The organism is Nocardioides sp. PD653-B2, from assembly GCF_002117935.1.
In the GTDB taxonomy this organism is placed as follows: Bacteria; Actinomycetota; Actinomycetes; order Propionibacteriales; family Nocardioidaceae; genus Nocardioides.
Genome location: NZ_BDJE01000062.1, coordinates 48,171 through 62,299 on the forward strand (window position 1 = coordinate 48,171; position 14,129 = coordinate 62,299).

Here is a 14,129-nt window from a genome sequence, read left to right on the forward strand (position 1 = left end):
GCATCGGGGCCGTGCGACACCTGTACGAGTGCCCGATGCGCTGGGCCGACCTCGACCTCCTGGGCCACGTCAACAACGTGGTCTACGTGGACTACCTCCAGGAGGCTCGGGTCGACATGATGCGCACCCACGGCCCGGCGGCCCAGGGCGCGCTGGCCGAGGGCACCGTGGTGGTGCGCCACGAGGTGAGCTACCTCGCCCCGCTGACCTTCGGCTTCCGACCGGTCTCGATCGAGTGCTGGGTCACGGAGATCCGGGCGGCCACGTTCACCGTGGCCTACGAGATCTTCCACGACCTCCCCGGGGACGAGGGCCGTCGCGTCTACCTCCGGGCGACGACCGTCCTGACGCCGTACGTCTTCTCCACCGAGAGCCCTCGCCGGCTCACCGAGCTCGAGCGGGAGACGCTCGCCGGCTTCCTGGAGCCGACCGAGCGGGTGCGGCTCCCCCCGGTGCGGAAGGTGCGGCCCGAGACCGCCAGCCGCTACCCGATCCAGGTGCGGTTCTCCGACGTGGACGTCTACGGGCACGTCAACAACGTGAAGTACTTCGAGTACCTCCAGGAGGCGCGGATCTTCCTGAACGCGCGACTCTGGGAGGGCCTGGAGCCGGTCTCGCTCGTGGTCGCGCAGACCGACGTCGACTACCGCGTCCCGATCCTCTTCCGGCCCGAGCCCTACGACGCGTGGTCGTGGGTCTCGCGGGTCGGCACCCGGTCGGCGACCATCGAGTCGCTGATCATGGACGGCGACGCGGTGCTGTCCCGCGCCCGGGTCGCGATCGTCTTCTTCGACCAGGAGACCCAGCGCTCGACGGCGCCGCCCGCGCCCTACCTCGACGCGTTGCGGACGCTGCTGCCCGCCTGATCGTCGGCCAGGACGCCCGACTCGCGGAGCCGGCGCAGGCCGCGGTGGTGGGCGACCCGGACGGCCACCGCGGAGATGCCGAGCGCGGAGGCCGTGGTCGCGACATCGAGGCCGACCACGTCGAGGCAGCCCACCACCTCGCGCTCGCGCCGCGGCAGGGTCGCCAGCGCACGGACCACCCAGTCGTGGGCAGCATGAGCCGACGCCGGCCCCGGCACGGCAGGCGGTTCTGCCAGGGCGTGCAGGTCGGTGGGGTGGGTGTTGCGCCGCAGCCCGCGGCGCCGGGTGTTGCCGCCGAGCTTGCGGGCAATGCCGAACAACCAGCCGGCGAACTCCGACGACGTACCGCTGAAGCCGCAGATCTTCTCGGCCGCGACGAGCCACGCCTCCGCGGCGAGATCGTCGGCCGCGACCGCGGTGTCACCGCTGGGCCGGGTGCTCAGCCAGACCACCAGCCGGCCGGCGTGCTCGCGGTAGAGGGCGCGCCAAGCGTCGGCGTCGCCCCTCTTCGCGCCCGCCACCACCGCGTCGTCGGTACTCACCGGGGCCGTCTGCCACCCGCTCCGTGGCCGGGATGCGCCCCGGCGTGCTCGTTCGCGTTGCCGGACTTCTCGGTGGCGTGCTGGTTCGGATGGTCGCCGGCGTGCTCGTCGGGCCCGTTGCCCCGCCCGTTGCCCTGGTGCTGCTGACCCGGGTTCTGAGCGGGACCCCCGCCCGAACCGGCGGAGGCGCTCGGCCGGCCGGTGGGAGGCACGGACCCGCCGGGCCCGGTGCCGGCGGGTGTCGAGGACGGGCCGGAGGTCGCGGGCGGCCGGGTCCGCTCGGTCGGCGCCGCGGCCGTCGGCGTGGGGTCGGGCGAGCCGGGGCTGCTCGCCGGGGTCGTCGGGGCCGGCGTCGGATCGGGGCCGGCCGGCGCACCCAGCCCGGTCAGCCAGGCGGCACCGACCAGCACCGCCGCGACGCTGGCCGCGGCCAGACCCACCCGCCAGGTCGCGCGCGGTGCCGCTGCGCTCTCCCGCACGGGGGCTCCGGCCGCGGCCAGCGAGCTCAGGCGGGCGAGGAACGTCTCGTCCGGCTCGAGGGTCGGCACGACTGCTCGCAGCGACGAGCTGCGGGCCGGCTGATCAGCCATGCGTGCCTCCTCGGGGTGGACGTAGGACGGTCCCGACGCTAGCGGGGGTCACAGAGCGCCGGGACCGTCCGGATCGGGGGGTCAGCCGGCGGCCGGGGCCGGCGTCGCGGTGGCGTGCTCGTGGGGGTGGTCGCCGGCGTGCTCGTTCGGGCCATGGCCCTGGTGCGGCACGGGGTGCGGGTGCTCGCTCGGGTGACCGGCGTCGTGACCGTGGTCGGTGCCGCCCGGCAGCGCGTGGGTGTCGGGGTGGGTGCCGGCGTGCTCGTTCGGCTGCGAGTCCTCGGTCGGGGTCTCGGTGTCGCTGACCTCGGTCTCCGGCGCCGGCTCCGTGGCCCCGGTCGGCTCCGTGACCTCGGAGGGCTCCGTGGCCTCGGTGGGCGCCGGCGTGGGCGCCGCGTGCTTCGCCCGCGCCTCGGCGGCACGTGCCTGGCCCGCCGCCGCGTGCTCGTCGACCTCGTGGCCGTTCTTGTTGGTCACGGGGGAGGAGGACGCCGAGGCGGTGGGCGAGGTGTCATCCGCGGTCGGGGCCGACGATCCGCCCTGTGTCGCGTACGCCGCGCCGAAGGTCAGGGCGGCGGTGAGGGCGGCGGTGGCCGAGACGGCGGTGGTGGTCCTGCGCATGGGGAGTTGCCTCCTGAGATGGGGGTGGCGGAGATCCGCCCGTCCACCCCTCACCTGTCGCGAGCGGCCCCCGGTGTTACGTCGTCAGCCGAGAATCATTCGAGGCTGTTGACCATGAACTGCGCGGCGTGCGTGACGTAGTCCCAGAACTGCGCGTCCTGCTCCGGGGTCAGGGCCACCTCGTCGAGCCCGGCCCGGAAGTGCGTCAGCCAGTGGTCCTTGGCCTCGGGCGTCACGGCGAAGGGTGCGTGCCGCATCCGCAGCCGGGGGTGACCACGGGTGTCGGAGTACGTCGTGGGCCCACCCCAGTACTGCACGAGGAACAGCAGGAAGCGCTCCTCGGCGGGGCCGAGGTCCTCCTCGGGGTACAGCGGCCGGAGCACCTCGTCCTCGGCGACGCCCTCATAGAACTTCGCCACGATCCGCCGGAAGGTCTCGAAGCCGCCGATCTCCTCGTAGAACGTGGTCATGCGTCCATTGTGACCAGGCCCGGATCGCGACCCGACACCGGCGTGCCAGACTCGGGATCGAACCAGTCTTCCGAGCCACACACGAGGAGATCGACGCACATGGCAACCACCCGCAACGCCAGCACCCACTGGGAGGGCACCCTCTTCGAGGGCGCCGGACAGGTCACGCTGGAGTCCTCCGGCCTCGGCACGCACGACGTCTCCTGGGCCTCTCGCGCCGAGGACGCCAACGGCAAGACCAGCCCCGAGGAGCTGATCGCGGCCGCGCACTCGTCCTGCTTCTCCATGGCCCTGTCCAACGGCCTGGCGAAGGCGGGCACCCCGGCCACCTCGCTCGACACGAGCGCGGCGGTCGACTTCGTCCCCGGCACCGGCATCACCGAGATCCGGCTCACCGTGAAGGGTGTCGTGCCCGGCATGAGCGAGGAGGACTTCGTCGCCGCCGCCGAGGGCGCCAAGGTCGGCTGCCCGGTGAGCCAGGCGCTCGCCGCCGTCCCGATCAAGCTCGAGGCGTCGCTGGGCTGACGCGGCCCCGATCAACCACCCGTGACGGGCTCTTCCTCCTCGGAGGGGGAGCCCGTTCGCTTCTCCTCGCGGTTCCAGACGACGCGCTGGGGCAGCGGGATCTCGATGCCCTCGTGGTCGAAGCGGGCCTTGATCCGCTGGCGCAGCGCGCGGGCGACGCCCCACTGCTCCATGGGGGCCGTCTTGATCAGCACCCGCAACGTCACCGCCTCGGGGGCGAACATCTCGACGCCGGTCACCTCGGGCTCCTCGATGATGATGTCCTTGAAGTCCTCGTCCTCCCACAGGTCGTGAGCGACCTCGCGGAGCACCCGCTGGACCCGGACCAGGTCCTCGCGGTAGCTGACGTTGACGTCGACGACCGCGCGCGACCAGTTCTGGCTCATGTTGCCGACCCGGGGGATCGCGCCGTTGGGGACGTACCAGACGGTGCCGTTGATGTCGCGGAGCCGGGTGACCCGGAGGCTGACCGCCTCGACGGTGCCGCTGGCCTCGCCCACGTCGACCACGTCGCCGACGCCGTACTGGTCCTCGAAGATCATGAAGATGCCGGACAGGAAGTCCTTGACCAGCGACTGGGCGCCGAAGCCGAGTGCGAGGCCGAGGATGCCGGCGCTCGCGATGATCGGGGCGATGTTGACCCCGACCTCGCTCAGGATCATGGTGCCGATGATCGCGACCAGGATGCCGGTGACCACGCTCTTGAGCAGGTCGCCCATCGTCTTGGCCCGCTGGACCCGGCGGGTGGAGGTCGCCAGGTCGCGCGCGGTGGCCTTCTGGGCGGCCTTGCCGGGCATCCGGAACCGGCTCATCCGGTCAGGAAGGACGCCGTCCTCGGCGCGCGCGACCAGCCGGTCGACCACGCGGTGCAGCAGCCACCGGATGACGAAGAGGAGCAGGACCAGGCCGAGGACCGCCAGCGGCTTGCCGATCAGGATGTCGGCCACGTCGGCCGCCGTCTGGTTGTTGGTCGCCTTGAAGGTCAGGTTGCAGACCTCGTGGCCGTCGGCGCACGTTCCTTGCGTCTCTAGCCCAAACATGGCGCCCAGTATGTACAGGCCGGCGCAAGTCCGCAGGCCACGCCCGACTGCCGGTGTGATCCAGTCCACCCGAGAGCGGTCCAACCGCCGAAACACGGAGCGGATATCCTGCTGCGCGTGACCACCAAGCTCGCGCACCTCGCCCGTCGTACGTCCGTCGTCCTCGTCGCGGGCGGGTTGGTCCTGGGCCTCTCCGGTCCGGCCGGCGCGGACGTCCCCGAGTTCTGGAGCGACCCCGACGCCGTGTCCCCGGTGCACGCACTCCTGGTGCTCGCCGGCATCCCGCTGCTGCTGTTCGCGCTGATCACCCTGGCCGTCGTGCTGCCGGGCGTCATCAAGGGCGAGCGGTTCACGCCGGGCGGCCAGGCGACCGAGGACCAGTGGTTCGGCGGCCCGAGCAAGGGCACCGCCGCGCTCCCGGCTCCCGACACCGAGGAGTCGAAGGCTGGTGGCGCAAGTGGGCGTTGGTGAGTTCAACAACCACGAGCGGTTCCAGATCGACGAGGCCATCCGCAAGGCGGAGCAGGTCTCGCGCTACGAGTTCAGCGTCTTCGTCGGCCGCGCCGGCGACGACGCGCGCGCGTTCGCAACGCAGCTGCACAACTCCCTGGTCGCGCCGGCCCGCAGCATCCTGATCATGCTCGACCCGGCCGCGCGGGCGCTCGAGATCGTGACCGGCGGCTACGTCCGGCGCACCCTCTCCGACCAGGAGGTCGAGCTGACGACGCTGCAGATGGAGTCGCTCTTCGCCGCAGGCGACCTCGTCGGCGGCCTCAAGCGCGGCATCCAGATGCTCGCCGACCACGCCCGAGCACCCGAGACCCTGCACGCAGGCGAGTAGCGGCAGCGGGTTTCACCGGTCAGCCGCCAGAACCCGCACGACACGCCGAGCGGTCTCGGCGTGTCGTGCGGGGATCGGCGGTCAGCCGGTGAAACCCGCGCCCTGCGCGTCCCTCGCCTGGGCGGCCAGCGCCCGGGCGACGTCGTCGCGGCCCTCGCGCACGTAGCGCTTGGCGGCCGGGTTGGCCGGGGAGGTCTCGAGCCAGGCGTCGACCCGGTCGAGCAGCTCCTGGCTGGCCAGCTGCTTGGGGAAGATGAACTCCAGCGCGGTCGAGGCCCGCTGGGTGCCCTTCTCCTCCCACATCGTGTCGGCGGCGGCGAGGTACTTCTCGACGTACGGCGCGAGCACGTCGTCCTGGCCGAAGGCCTGGAAGGCGAGCACCACGCTGCGCTGCGTCTCGTTGGCGACGTCGTCGCGCACCATCGCGATCTCCCACGCCTCGGCCTTGGCCTCCGCGGTCGGGCGCAGCGCCCGCGCGGCGGCGGCGTGCTCCTGACCGGAGTTCGTGTTGTCGCGCTCGAGCTCCTCGGCGATTCGGTCGGCGTCCGCGCGGCCGTTCTTCGCCAGGCCGTTGAGCAGGGTCCAGCGCAGGTCGGTGTCGACCGCCAGCCCGTCGAAGGTCAGCGACCCGTCGAGCAGCGCCGCGAGGTCCCTCAGCGCGGCGTCGCTGTGGGCCGCGCCGGCGTAGGCGCGGGCGAAGGACAGCTGGTGGTCGCTGCCGGCCTCGGCGTTCTCGAGCAGCTTGCGCAGCCCCTGCTCCCAGGTGGCACGCAGCGCGGCGCGGTTGCCGGGGGCGGAGTACTGGGTCGCGGCCATCGCGGCGTACGTCGGGATCCGGCTCACGCCGAACGCGTCGGTCTCGCTGCCGACCCCGCTGAGCACGAGCGCCACGAAGTCGGTCGCCGACATCTCGGCGTCGCGGGTCATGTCCCAGGCGGCTCCCCAGCACAGGGCACGGGCCAGGGAGTCGTCGAGCGTCGCGATGCCGTCGATCACCGTCGCGAGCGACCGCTCGTCGAGGCGGATCTTCGTGTAGGCGAGGTCGCCCTCGTTGAGCAGCAGCAGGTCGGGCTGGCGCTGGCCGACGAGCTCGGGGATCTCCGTCAGTTCGCCGGCGACGTCGGCCTCGAGCGCCGTACGCCGGACCAGGCGGCCGTCGACGTCGTCGTAGAGGCCGATGCCGAGGCGGTGGCGCCGCAGCGTCGGGTGGTCCGGGTTCGAGGCGGTCTGGCGGACCGCGAACGACGCGTAGTTGCCGTCGGCGTCGAGCTCGAATGCCGGCGCCATGGTGTTGACGCCCGAGGTCTGGAGCCACTCCTGGGCCCACGCGTGGAGGTCGCGCCCCGAGGAGGCCTCGAGCGCGGCCAGCAGGTCGGTGAACTCGGTGTTGGAGAACTCGAACTCCTTGAAGTAGGCGCGCACGCCCTCGAGGAAGTTGTCGAGCCCGACCCAGGCCACCAGCTGCTTGAGGACGGAGGCGCCCTTGGCGTAGGTGATGCCGTCGAAGTTGACCTCGACCGCACGCAGGTCGACGTTGTCGGCCGCGATCGGGTGGGTACTGGGCAGCTGGTCCTGGCGGTAGGCCCAGTTCTTGCGGGCGTTCGTGAAGCCGGTCCAGGCCTCGGTGAACTCGGTCGCCTCGACGGCCGCGTGGTAGCAGGCCCACTCGGCGAACGACTCGTTCAGCCACAGGTCGTCCCACCAGCGCATGGTCACCAGATCGCCGAACCACATGTGCGCCATCTCGTGGAGGATCACCTCGACGCGGAACTCGTAGAACGCCCGGTCCTGGCGGCTGCGGGGGAGGTACTCGTCGCGCAGCGTCACGCAGCCGGCGTTCTCCATCGCGCCCATGTTGTACTCCGGCACGTAGAGCTGGTCGTACTTGCCGAACGGGTACGGGTAGTCGAAGGCAGCCTCGAAGAACTCGAAGCCCTGCTCGGTGACCTTGACCAGCTCGTCGATGTCGAGGAACTCGACGAGGGACTGGCGGCAGTAGTGGCCGAGCGGGATGTCGCCGTGCTTGCCGACGTAGGTGTGCTGCACCTCGTGGTACTCGCCTGCGACGATCGCGGTGACGTACGTCGACATCGGCTTGGTCGGCGCGAAACGCCAGACGGCCTTGCCGTCGCCCTCGTCACCACTCAGGGCCTCGGGCTCGGGCGTCGGCGAGTTGGAGACGACCTTCCAGTGCTCGGGAGCGGTCACCGTGAACGTGAAGGGCGCCTTGAGGTCGGGCTGCTCGAAGGTCGTGTAGACCCGGCGGGCGTCCGGCACCTCGAACTGCGAGTAGAGGTAGACCCGGTCGTCGGCGGGGTCCACGAACCGGTGCAGGCCCTCACCGGTGCGGGAGTAGGGCAGGTCGGCGCGGACGACGAGCTCGTTGTCCGCGGCCAGGCCGGTCAGCGTGATCCGGCTGTCGGCGTACGCCGTGGCCGGGTCGATCGCCACACCGTTCAGCGTGATCGCGTGGATCGTCGCGTCGACGAGGTCGGCGAAGGTCTCCGCGCCGGGCTCGGTGCTGGTGAAGCGGATGGTCGTGGTCGATGCGAAGGTCGCGTCACCGGTCGTGAGATCCAGGTCGATGGAGTACGACGTGACGTCCAGGAGAGCCGCGCGGGTGGCGGCCTCGTCCCGGGTGAGGTTGGTTCCAGGCATGCGAGGCATCCTGCCACTCGGACCTGCCCCCGCGAAAAGGAGAAAGCGCGATGATGGCCCGGTGACCGACCCCGGCCGCCATGTCGTCCCCCTCGGAGCGGCGACCAAGGCGTGGTTCCTGATCTCGCTGCAGACGTTCGGCGGACCGGCCGGCCAGATCGCGGTGATGCAGCGCGAGCTCGTCGACGAGCGGCGCTGGATCGGCGAGCGCCGCTTCCTCCACGCGCTGAGCTACTGCATGCTCCTGCCCGGCCCGGAGGCGCAGCAGCTCGCCGTCTACACGGGCTGGCTGCTCAACGGGTGGGCCGGAGGCGTGATCGCCGGCGCGCTCTTCGTCCTCCCGGGTTTCGTGGCTCTCCTCGCGCTCTCGGCCGTCTACGTCACCCAGGGCGACACCGCGCTCGTGACCGGGCTGTTCCTCGGGCTGGCGCCCGCGGTCGTCGCGATCGTGGTCCAGGCCGTGGTCCGCATCGGGGGCCGGGCGCTCACCCACCCCGCCCTCGTCGGGCTCGCGGTGGCGGCCTTCGTCGCCCTGGCGGTCCTCGGGCTGCCGTTCCCGGTGGTCGTGCTCGGCGCCGGGCTGGTCGGGTGGCTCGTCGGCCGGCGCCGGCCCGCGGTGATGGCGGCCCGGGCCCGCCCCGAGGACGCGGCCGCCGACACCCCGCTGGTGCCGGACGAGGCCCTGCACCACGCCCGCCCGTCAGCCCGCCGCAACCTCACGATCCTGACGGTCGGGCTGGTGCTCTGGGTCGCCCCGGTCGCCGTCGCCTGGGTCGTCGCGGACGGCGGTCCCTCGGTGTTCGTCGACCAGGGCCTGTTCTTCGGTGGGATGGCGCTGGTGACGTTCGGCGGCGCGTACGCCGTGCTGGCGTACGTCGCCCAGGCGGCGGTCGGGACCTACGGGTGGGTGACGGCGAGCGAGATGACGAAGGGCCTCGCCCTCGCGGAGTCGACGCCCGGACCGCTGATCATGGTCGTGCAGTTCGTCGCGTTCCTCGGCGCCTACCGCGCCCCCGGCGACCTCGACCCCTGGCTGGCGGCCGTGCTGGCCTCGCTGGTGGTGGTCTGGGTGACGTTCGTGCCGAGCTTCCTCTTCATCTTCCTCGGCGCGCCGTACGTCGAGCGGCTGCGCGGCAACACCTCCCTCTCCTCGGCCCTGACCGGCGTCACCGCCGCGGTGGTCGGGGTGATCGCCAACCTGGCGCTCTACTTCGCGGTCCACACGCTCTTCTCGGAGACCGACCGCTGGGGACGCGACCACCTCGGCCTGCTGGTGCCGGTGTGGGACTCCTACGTCTGGGAGTCGTTCGTGGTCCTCGCCCTGGCGCTGGTGCTGGTCCTGCGACTGCGCTGGTCGGTGCTGCGCACGCTCGCCGTGTGTGCGCTGGCGGGGCTCGGTCTCTCGCTGCTGACCTGAGCTGACGGGGAATCCGGGCTCCGGTCTGCTTGTTGGGTCGACATGACCAAGACCAACGCCGACTTCTGGTTCGACCCCGCCTGCCCGTTCGCCTGGATCACCTCACGCTGGATCCTCGAGGTGGAGAAGGTCCGCGACATCGAGGTGACCTGGCACATCATGAGCCTCGCCTACCTCAACCAGGACAAGGACATCTCGGAGGAGTACCGCTCCTTCCTCACGACCGCATGGCAGCCGGTGCGGGTGCTGATGGCCGCCGAGCAGAAGTACGGCCAGGAGGCGCTGCTGCCGCTGTACACGGCGATGGGCACGCGCATCCACATCGAGAAGCAGGACAAGGACCGCGCCATGATCGAGGGCGCCCTCGCCGACGCCGGCCTCGACGTCGGGCTCGCGGACGCGATGGACGACTCGTCGTACGACGACGCGATCGCGAAGTCCCACCACCTCGGCATGGACCAGGTGGGCAACGAGGTCGGCACGCCGACCATCGCCTTCGAGGGCGCGGCCTTCTTCGGCCCCGTGCTCACCAAGGCCCCGAAGGGCGAGGACGCAGGCCGCCTCTGGGACGGCTGCGTGACCGTCGCGTCGTTCCCGCACTTCGCCGAGCTCAAGCGCAGCCGCAGCAACGACCTCGACTTCGAGTGAGACGAGCTCTGCTCGGTCGGCGTACCGTGGATCCATGACCACATCGCCGGCCGAGCGGAGCGACGACGTCCGGGTCCTCTCCCGGGCGCTCGACCAGGCCGGCGACGTGCTCGACCACGTGCACACCCACCACCTGTCCCTCCCGACGCCGTGCCGGGACTGGGACGTCGGGGCTCTCGCCGACCACCTGGTGGCCGCGCCGACCACGGCCCTGGCGATGATGCGGGGCGAGCAGGTGGACTGGTCGGCACCGCCCGCGCACGTGTCCGAGGAGTGGGGACCGGCCTTCCGGGTGGTGGCCGACGACCTCATCCACGCGTGGCACCAGGGTCTGGGCGGGGAGGGCGCGAGCGCGGACTGGCAGAGCGCCGAGCTCGCCGTCCACACCTGGGACCTGGCGACAGCGATCGGCTTCCCGCTCGACCGCCTCGACCCGGAGGTCGCGGTCCGCGGCCTGGCCTTCATGCAGGCCAACCTCACGCAGGAGAACCGCGGGCCCGCGTTCGGCCCCGAGCAGCCCGCGGCCGAGGGCGCCGGGGCGTACGAGCGGATCGCGGCGTACGCCGGCCGCCCGGTCGCCTGACCGCGCCGAAACTCGCTGGAGCTCGCTCACTAGGATTCACGCATGAGCAAAGTCCTGTCCGCCGTCGCCTGGCCGTACGCAAACGGCCCGCGCCACATCGGCCACGTGGCCGGTTTCGGTGTGCCCTCCGACGTCTTCAGTCGGTACATGCGGATGGCGGGTCACGACGTGCTCATGGTCTCCGGCTCCGACGAGCACGGCACCCCGATCCTGATCGCCGCCGACGAGGTCGGGATGACGCCCCAGGCGCTCGCCGACCAGAACCACCGGATCATCGCCGAGGACCTCACCTCGCTCGGGCTGACGTACGACCTCTACACGCGCACCACCACGCCGAACCACCACGCGGTGGTGCAGGAGCTGTTCACCGGGGTCTACGAGAACGGCTACTTCGTCGAGCAGACGACGTACGGCGCCATCTCGCCGTCGACCGGTCGCACGCTCCCGGACCGCTACATCGAGGGCACCTGCCCGATCTGCGGGTACGACGGTGCGCGCGGCGACCAGTGCGACAACTGCGGCAACCAGCTCGACCCGCACGACCTGGTGAACCCGCGCTCGAAGATCAACGGCGAGACGCCGGAGTTCATCGAGACCCAGCACTTCTTCCTCGACCTGCCGGCGCTGGCCGACGCGCTGGGGGAGTGGCTCGACGAGCGCGCCGCGTCGGAGACGTGGCGGCCCAACGTGATCCGCTTCAGCCAGAACATCCTCAAGGAGATCCGGCCGCGGGCGATGACCCGCGACATCGACTGGGGCATCGCGGTCCCGCTCGAGGGCTGGCGCGACAACCCGACCAAGAAGCTCTACGTCTGGTTCGACGCGGTCATCGGCTACCTCTCCGCGTCGATCGAGTGGGCCCGTCGCAGCGGCGACAACGACGCGTGGCGCGCGTGGTGGAACGACCCCGAGGCCCTGTCCTACTACTTCATGGGCAAGGACAACATCACCTTCCACAGCCAGATCTGGCCGGCCGAGCTGCTGGCCTACTCCGGCAAGGGGGCGAAGGGCGGCGCCCTGCACGAGTACGGCGAGCTGAACCTGCCCACCGAGGTGGTGTCGTCGGAGTTCTTGACGATGGAGGGCAGGAAGTTCTCCTCGTCGAAGCGCGTCGTCATCTACGTGCGCGACCTGCTCAGCCGCTACCAGCCCGACGCGTTCCGCTACTTCGTGGCCGCGGCCGGCCCGGAGAACCAGGACTCCGACTTCACCTGGTCGGAGTTCGTGCGCCGCACCAACGACGAGCTGGTCGCCGGCTGGGGCAACCTGGTCAACCGGACGGCCACCCTGGTCGCCAAGAACTTCGGGGAGATCCCCAAGGCCGGCGACCTGACCGTCGAGGACCAGACGGTCCTCGACTCGGTCGACGCGGCGTTCGGTGTCGTGGGCGAGCTCATCGCGCGGCACCGGCAGAAGCAGGCCATCGGCGAGGCGATGCGGGTGGTCGCCGAGGTGAACAAGTACGTGTCCGACTCCGAGCCCTGGAAGATCAAGGACGACCCCGATCGGCTCGCGACCGTCCTGCACGTGATGACCCAGTGCGTGTCCGACCTCAACCTCGTGCTCTCGCCGTTCCTCCCGTTCGCCGCCAACGAGGTCGACAAGGCCTTCGGCGGCGCCGGCGACATCGCGCCGATGCCGCGGATCGAGGAGGCCGACGACCTCGACGGCGGTGCGCCGTACCCGATCATCACGGGCGACTACACCGCCGTACCGGCCTGGGAGCGCAAGCCGGTCGTGCCCGGCACGCCGGTCGGCAAGCCGACCCCGATCTTCACCAAGCTCGACCCGTCGATCGTGGACGAGGAGCTCGCGAGGCTCGGCGAGTGATCGCCCTCCTCGGCGACGACCGCGGTCACCGCAGCCACCAGGAGCTCAACGCGCTCCGGCCGATGCTGGACGTGGAGACGGTCTGGGTGCCGAGCGACTCGTCGTTCGACATCGCCGCCTACGACGGGGTCTGGCTGGTGCCCGGCTCGCCGTACGCCGACGACGACGCGGTGCTCCGCGCCCTGACCGTCGTGCGGGAGCGGGGCATCCCGTTCATCGGGTCGTGCGGCGGCATGCAGTACGCCGTGCTCGAGTTCGTGCGCTCGGTGCTGGGGGAGGCCGCGACACACGCGGAGTCGGACGGCGAGGGTGACGACAACGTGGTGACCGCGCTCGCGTGCAGCCTGTACGGCGAGGAGCGGCTGGTCACCCCGGTGCCCGGGACACGCTTCGCGTCGTGGGTGCCGGAGCCGTTCGTGGGGATGCACTTCTGCAACTACGCGCCGACGGCCGAGGCGGTCGCGCGGCTGGAGGCTGCCGGGGTCGTGGTCGGCGCGACCGCGGACGACGCGGGCGCGGAGGTGCTGGAGTTCCCCGACCATCCGTTCTACGTCACGTCGATGTTCCAGCCGCACATCGGCGCGCTCGCCGGGCGACCGGTGCACCCGCTGGTGCGGGCGTTCGAGTCCGCCGTACGGCAGGCTGCTCCTCGTGCGTGAGGGAGAGCCGAGCCGGACCGCGTTCGGGGCCGCGGCCTACCGGGCCATCCACCAGGACGCCGACGACGGCAGGGTCTTCCGCGACCCGCTCGCCTGGCAGATCCTCGGCGGCGACAAGGACGCGGTGCTCGCTGAGGCAGCCGGCCAGGACCGCCCGCGGCTGAGGCTCTTCATCGCAGTGCGGCACCGGTTCGCCGAGGACTCGCTGGCCGCCGCCGTCGCGCGCGGGACGCAGCAGGTCGTCGTGCTGGGTGCCGGGCTCGACACCTTCGCCTACCGCAACCCGTTCCCGGAGACCACGGTCTTCGAGGTCGACCACCCGGCGACCGGTGCCTGGAAGCAGGAGCAGCTGGCGTCGGCCGGGATCGTGGCCCCGTCGAACGTGACGTACGTCGGGGTCGACTTCGAGACCGACGACCTGATGACGCGGCTGGTCGGCGCCGGCTTCGATCCCTCGGCGCCGGCGTTCTTCGTCTGGCTCGGCGTGGTGCCGTACCTGTCGCGCGACGCCGTCACCGCCACCCTGGGCGCGATCGCGTCCGTGCCCGGCGGCGAGGTGGTCTTCGACTACACGAACCCGGTCGACCAGCTCCGCGCCGTGGCCCAGGACGACCGCGCCGACCTGATCGCCCGCGTCGCCGAGGTCGGCGAGCCGCTCTCCGCCGGTCTCGACACCGCGGACCTGCTCGCCCTCCTCACCTCGCTCGGCTTCTCCGACATCGACGACCTCGACCGCCCCGACATCCGCTCCCGCTACCTCGGCCTCCCGCCGGGCGACGCCGGCGGCGGCGCGCACATCGTCCGCGCCCGCGTCGTCGACGGTGGTTGAGGAAGGACGA

The 14,129-nt window shown here is 71.6% G+C and carries 16 protein-coding genes; 10 read left to right on the forward strand and 6 right to left on the reverse strand.

Annotated elements, in window-relative coordinates; all coding sequences use genetic code 11:
• Positions 1–11 precede the first annotated feature (11 nt).
• Positions 12–866, forward strand: a complete 855-nt coding sequence (locus tag PD653B2_RS22570) for an acyl-CoA thioesterase (RefSeq protein ID WP_207559436.1) — start codon at positions 12–14, stop codon at positions 864–866.
• Here PD653B2_RS22570 and PD653B2_RS22575 read toward each other — a convergent pair.
• From PD653B2_RS22575 to PD653B2_RS22590, 4 genes are all read right to left on the reverse strand, one after another.
• Positions 830–1,408 (reverse strand): RNA polymerase sigma factor, encoded by a 579-nt coding sequence (locus tag PD653B2_RS22575; RefSeq protein WP_085874672.1) that lies wholly within the window; start codon positions 1,406–1,408, stop codon positions 830–832. The genes PD653B2_RS22570 and PD653B2_RS22575 overlap by 37 nt on opposite strands.
• Positions 1,405–1,998 carry a hypothetical protein gene (locus tag PD653B2_RS22580; protein ID WP_085874673.1) on the reverse strand — a complete coding sequence of 198 codons (594 nt, stop codon included), beginning with the start codon at positions 1,996–1,998 and terminating at the stop codon, positions 1,405–1,407. Before PD653B2_RS22580 ends, PD653B2_RS22575 begins: the two co-directional genes overlap by 4 nt.
• A gap of 81 nt (positions 1,999–2,079) precedes the next feature.
• The gene (locus PD653B2_RS22585; protein WP_085874674.1) at positions 2,080–2,619 is read right to left on the reverse strand and encodes a hypothetical protein; all 540 of its coding nucleotides are present in this window, start codon (positions 2,617–2,619) and stop codon (positions 2,080–2,082) included.
• Between the two features lie 95 nt (positions 2,620–2,714).
• Positions 2,715–3,089 (reverse strand): globin, encoded by a 375-nt coding sequence (locus PD653B2_RS22590; RefSeq protein ID WP_085874675.1) that lies wholly within the window; start codon positions 3,087–3,089, stop codon positions 2,715–2,717.
• 99 nt (positions 3,090–3,188) lie between these two features.
• On the opposite strand from PD653B2_RS22590, the gene PD653B2_RS22595 reads away from it, so the two are divergent.
• Positions 3,189–3,614, forward strand: coding sequence for an OsmC family protein (locus PD653B2_RS22595; RefSeq protein WP_085874676.1), 426 nt, complete (start codon positions 3,189–3,191; stop codon positions 3,612–3,614).
• A gap of 11 nt (positions 3,615–3,625) precedes the next feature.
• Here the strand turns inward: PD653B2_RS22595 and PD653B2_RS22600 are convergent, their stop codons facing one another.
• Positions 3,626–4,654, reverse strand: a complete 1,029-nt coding sequence (locus tag PD653B2_RS22600) for a mechanosensitive ion channel family protein (protein ID WP_085874677.1) — start codon at positions 4,652–4,654, stop codon at positions 3,626–3,628.
• Positions 4,655–4,771: 117 nt separating this feature from the next.
• Between PD653B2_RS22600 and PD653B2_RS22605 the strand changes: the two genes are divergently transcribed.
• Both PD653B2_RS22605 and PD653B2_RS22610 read left to right on the forward strand, forming a co-directional pair.
• Positions 4,772–5,125, forward strand: coding sequence for a hypothetical protein (locus PD653B2_RS22605; RefSeq protein ID WP_085874678.1), 354 nt, complete (start codon positions 4,772–4,774; stop codon positions 5,123–5,125).
• Positions 5,103–5,495, forward strand: coding sequence for a DUF5130 family protein (locus tag PD653B2_RS22610; protein WP_242665409.1), 393 nt, complete (start codon positions 5,103–5,105; stop codon positions 5,493–5,495). The genes PD653B2_RS22605 and PD653B2_RS22610 overlap by 23 nt, the downstream gene beginning before the upstream one ends.
• An 81-nt stretch (positions 5,496–5,576) precedes the next feature.
• Here PD653B2_RS22610 and pepN read toward each other — a convergent pair whose 3' ends face one another.
• The gene (pepN, locus tag PD653B2_RS22615) at positions 5,577–8,153 is read right to left on the reverse strand and encodes an aminopeptidase N (protein ID WP_085874680.1); all 2,577 of its coding nucleotides are present in this window, start codon (positions 8,151–8,153) and stop codon (positions 5,577–5,579) included.
• Positions 8,154–8,214: 61 nt separating this feature from the next.
• Here pepN and chrA point away from each other — a divergent pair, with 61 nt between their 5' ends.
• From chrA to PD653B2_RS22645, 6 genes are read left to right on the forward strand one after another with little or no spacing between them, the layout of a single operon-like run.
• Complete coding sequence (chrA, locus tag PD653B2_RS22620; RefSeq protein WP_242665410.1) at positions 8,215–9,570, forward strand: chromate efflux transporter; 1,356 nt, start codon at positions 8,215–8,217, stop codon at positions 9,568–9,570.
• 42 nt (positions 9,571–9,612) lie between these two features.
• Positions 9,613–10,218 (forward strand): DsbA family protein, encoded by a 606-nt coding sequence (locus PD653B2_RS22625; protein ID WP_085874682.1) that lies wholly within the window; start codon positions 9,613–9,615, stop codon positions 10,216–10,218.
• A gap of 34 nt (positions 10,219–10,252) precedes the next feature.
• Positions 10,253–10,801, forward strand: a complete 549-nt coding sequence (locus tag PD653B2_RS22630) for a maleylpyruvate isomerase family mycothiol-dependent enzyme (protein WP_085874683.1) — start codon at positions 10,253–10,255, stop codon at positions 10,799–10,801.
• 42 nt (positions 10,802–10,843) lie between these two features.
• Positions 10,844–12,631, forward strand: coding sequence for a methionine--tRNA ligase (gene metG / locus PD653B2_RS22635; protein ID WP_085874684.1), 1,788 nt, complete (start codon positions 10,844–10,846; stop codon positions 12,629–12,631).
• On the forward strand, positions 12,628–13,290 hold the full coding sequence (locus PD653B2_RS22640; RefSeq protein ID WP_085874685.1) for a glutamine amidotransferase-related protein: 663 nt from the start codon (positions 12,628–12,630) through the stop codon (positions 13,288–13,290). Before metG ends, PD653B2_RS22640 begins: the two co-directional genes overlap by 4 nt.
• Positions 13,283–14,119 carry a class I SAM-dependent methyltransferase gene (locus PD653B2_RS22645; protein ID WP_085874686.1) on the forward strand — a complete coding sequence of 279 codons (837 nt, stop codon included), beginning with the start codon at positions 13,283–13,285 and terminating at the stop codon, positions 14,117–14,119. Before PD653B2_RS22640 ends, PD653B2_RS22645 begins: the two co-directional genes overlap by 8 nt.
• Positions 14,120–14,129: the final 10 nt, after the last annotated feature.

Excerpts from the sequence above, each read along its gene's own strand:
- metG (WP_085874684.1), top strand. The coding sequence starts at position 10,844 with ATGAGCAAAGTCCTGTCCGCCGTCGCCTGGCCGTACGCAAACGGCCCG.
- PD653B2_RS22625 (WP_085874682.1), top strand. The coding sequence starts at position 9,613 with ATGACCAAGACCAACGCCGACTTCTGGTTCGACCCCGCCTGCCCGTTC.
- pepN (WP_085874680.1), bottom strand. The coding sequence starts at position 8,153 with ATGCCTGGAACCAACCTCACCCGGGACGAGGCCGCCACCCGCGCGGCT.
- PD653B2_RS22630 (WP_085874683.1), top strand. The coding sequence starts at position 10,253 with ATGACCACATCGCCGGCCGAGCGGAGCGACGACGTCCGGGTCCTCTCC.
- PD653B2_RS22600 (WP_085874677.1), bottom strand. The coding sequence starts at position 4,654 with ATGTTTGGGCTAGAGACGCAAGGAACGTGCGCCGACGGCCACGAGGTC.
- PD653B2_RS22595 (WP_085874676.1), top strand. The coding sequence starts at position 3,189 with ATGGCAACCACCCGCAACGCCAGCACCCACTGGGAGGGCACCCTCTTC.
- PD653B2_RS22580 (WP_085874673.1), bottom strand. The coding sequence starts at position 1,998 with ATGGCTGATCAGCCGGCCCGCAGCTCGTCGCTGCGAGCAGTCGTGCCG.
- PD653B2_RS22590 (WP_085874675.1), bottom strand. The coding sequence starts at position 3,089 with ATGACCACGTTCTACGAGGAGATCGGCGGCTTCGAGACCTTCCGGCGG.
- PD653B2_RS22585 (WP_085874674.1), bottom strand. The coding sequence starts at position 2,619 with ATGCGCAGGACCACCACCGCCGTCTCGGCCACCGCCGCCCTCACCGCC.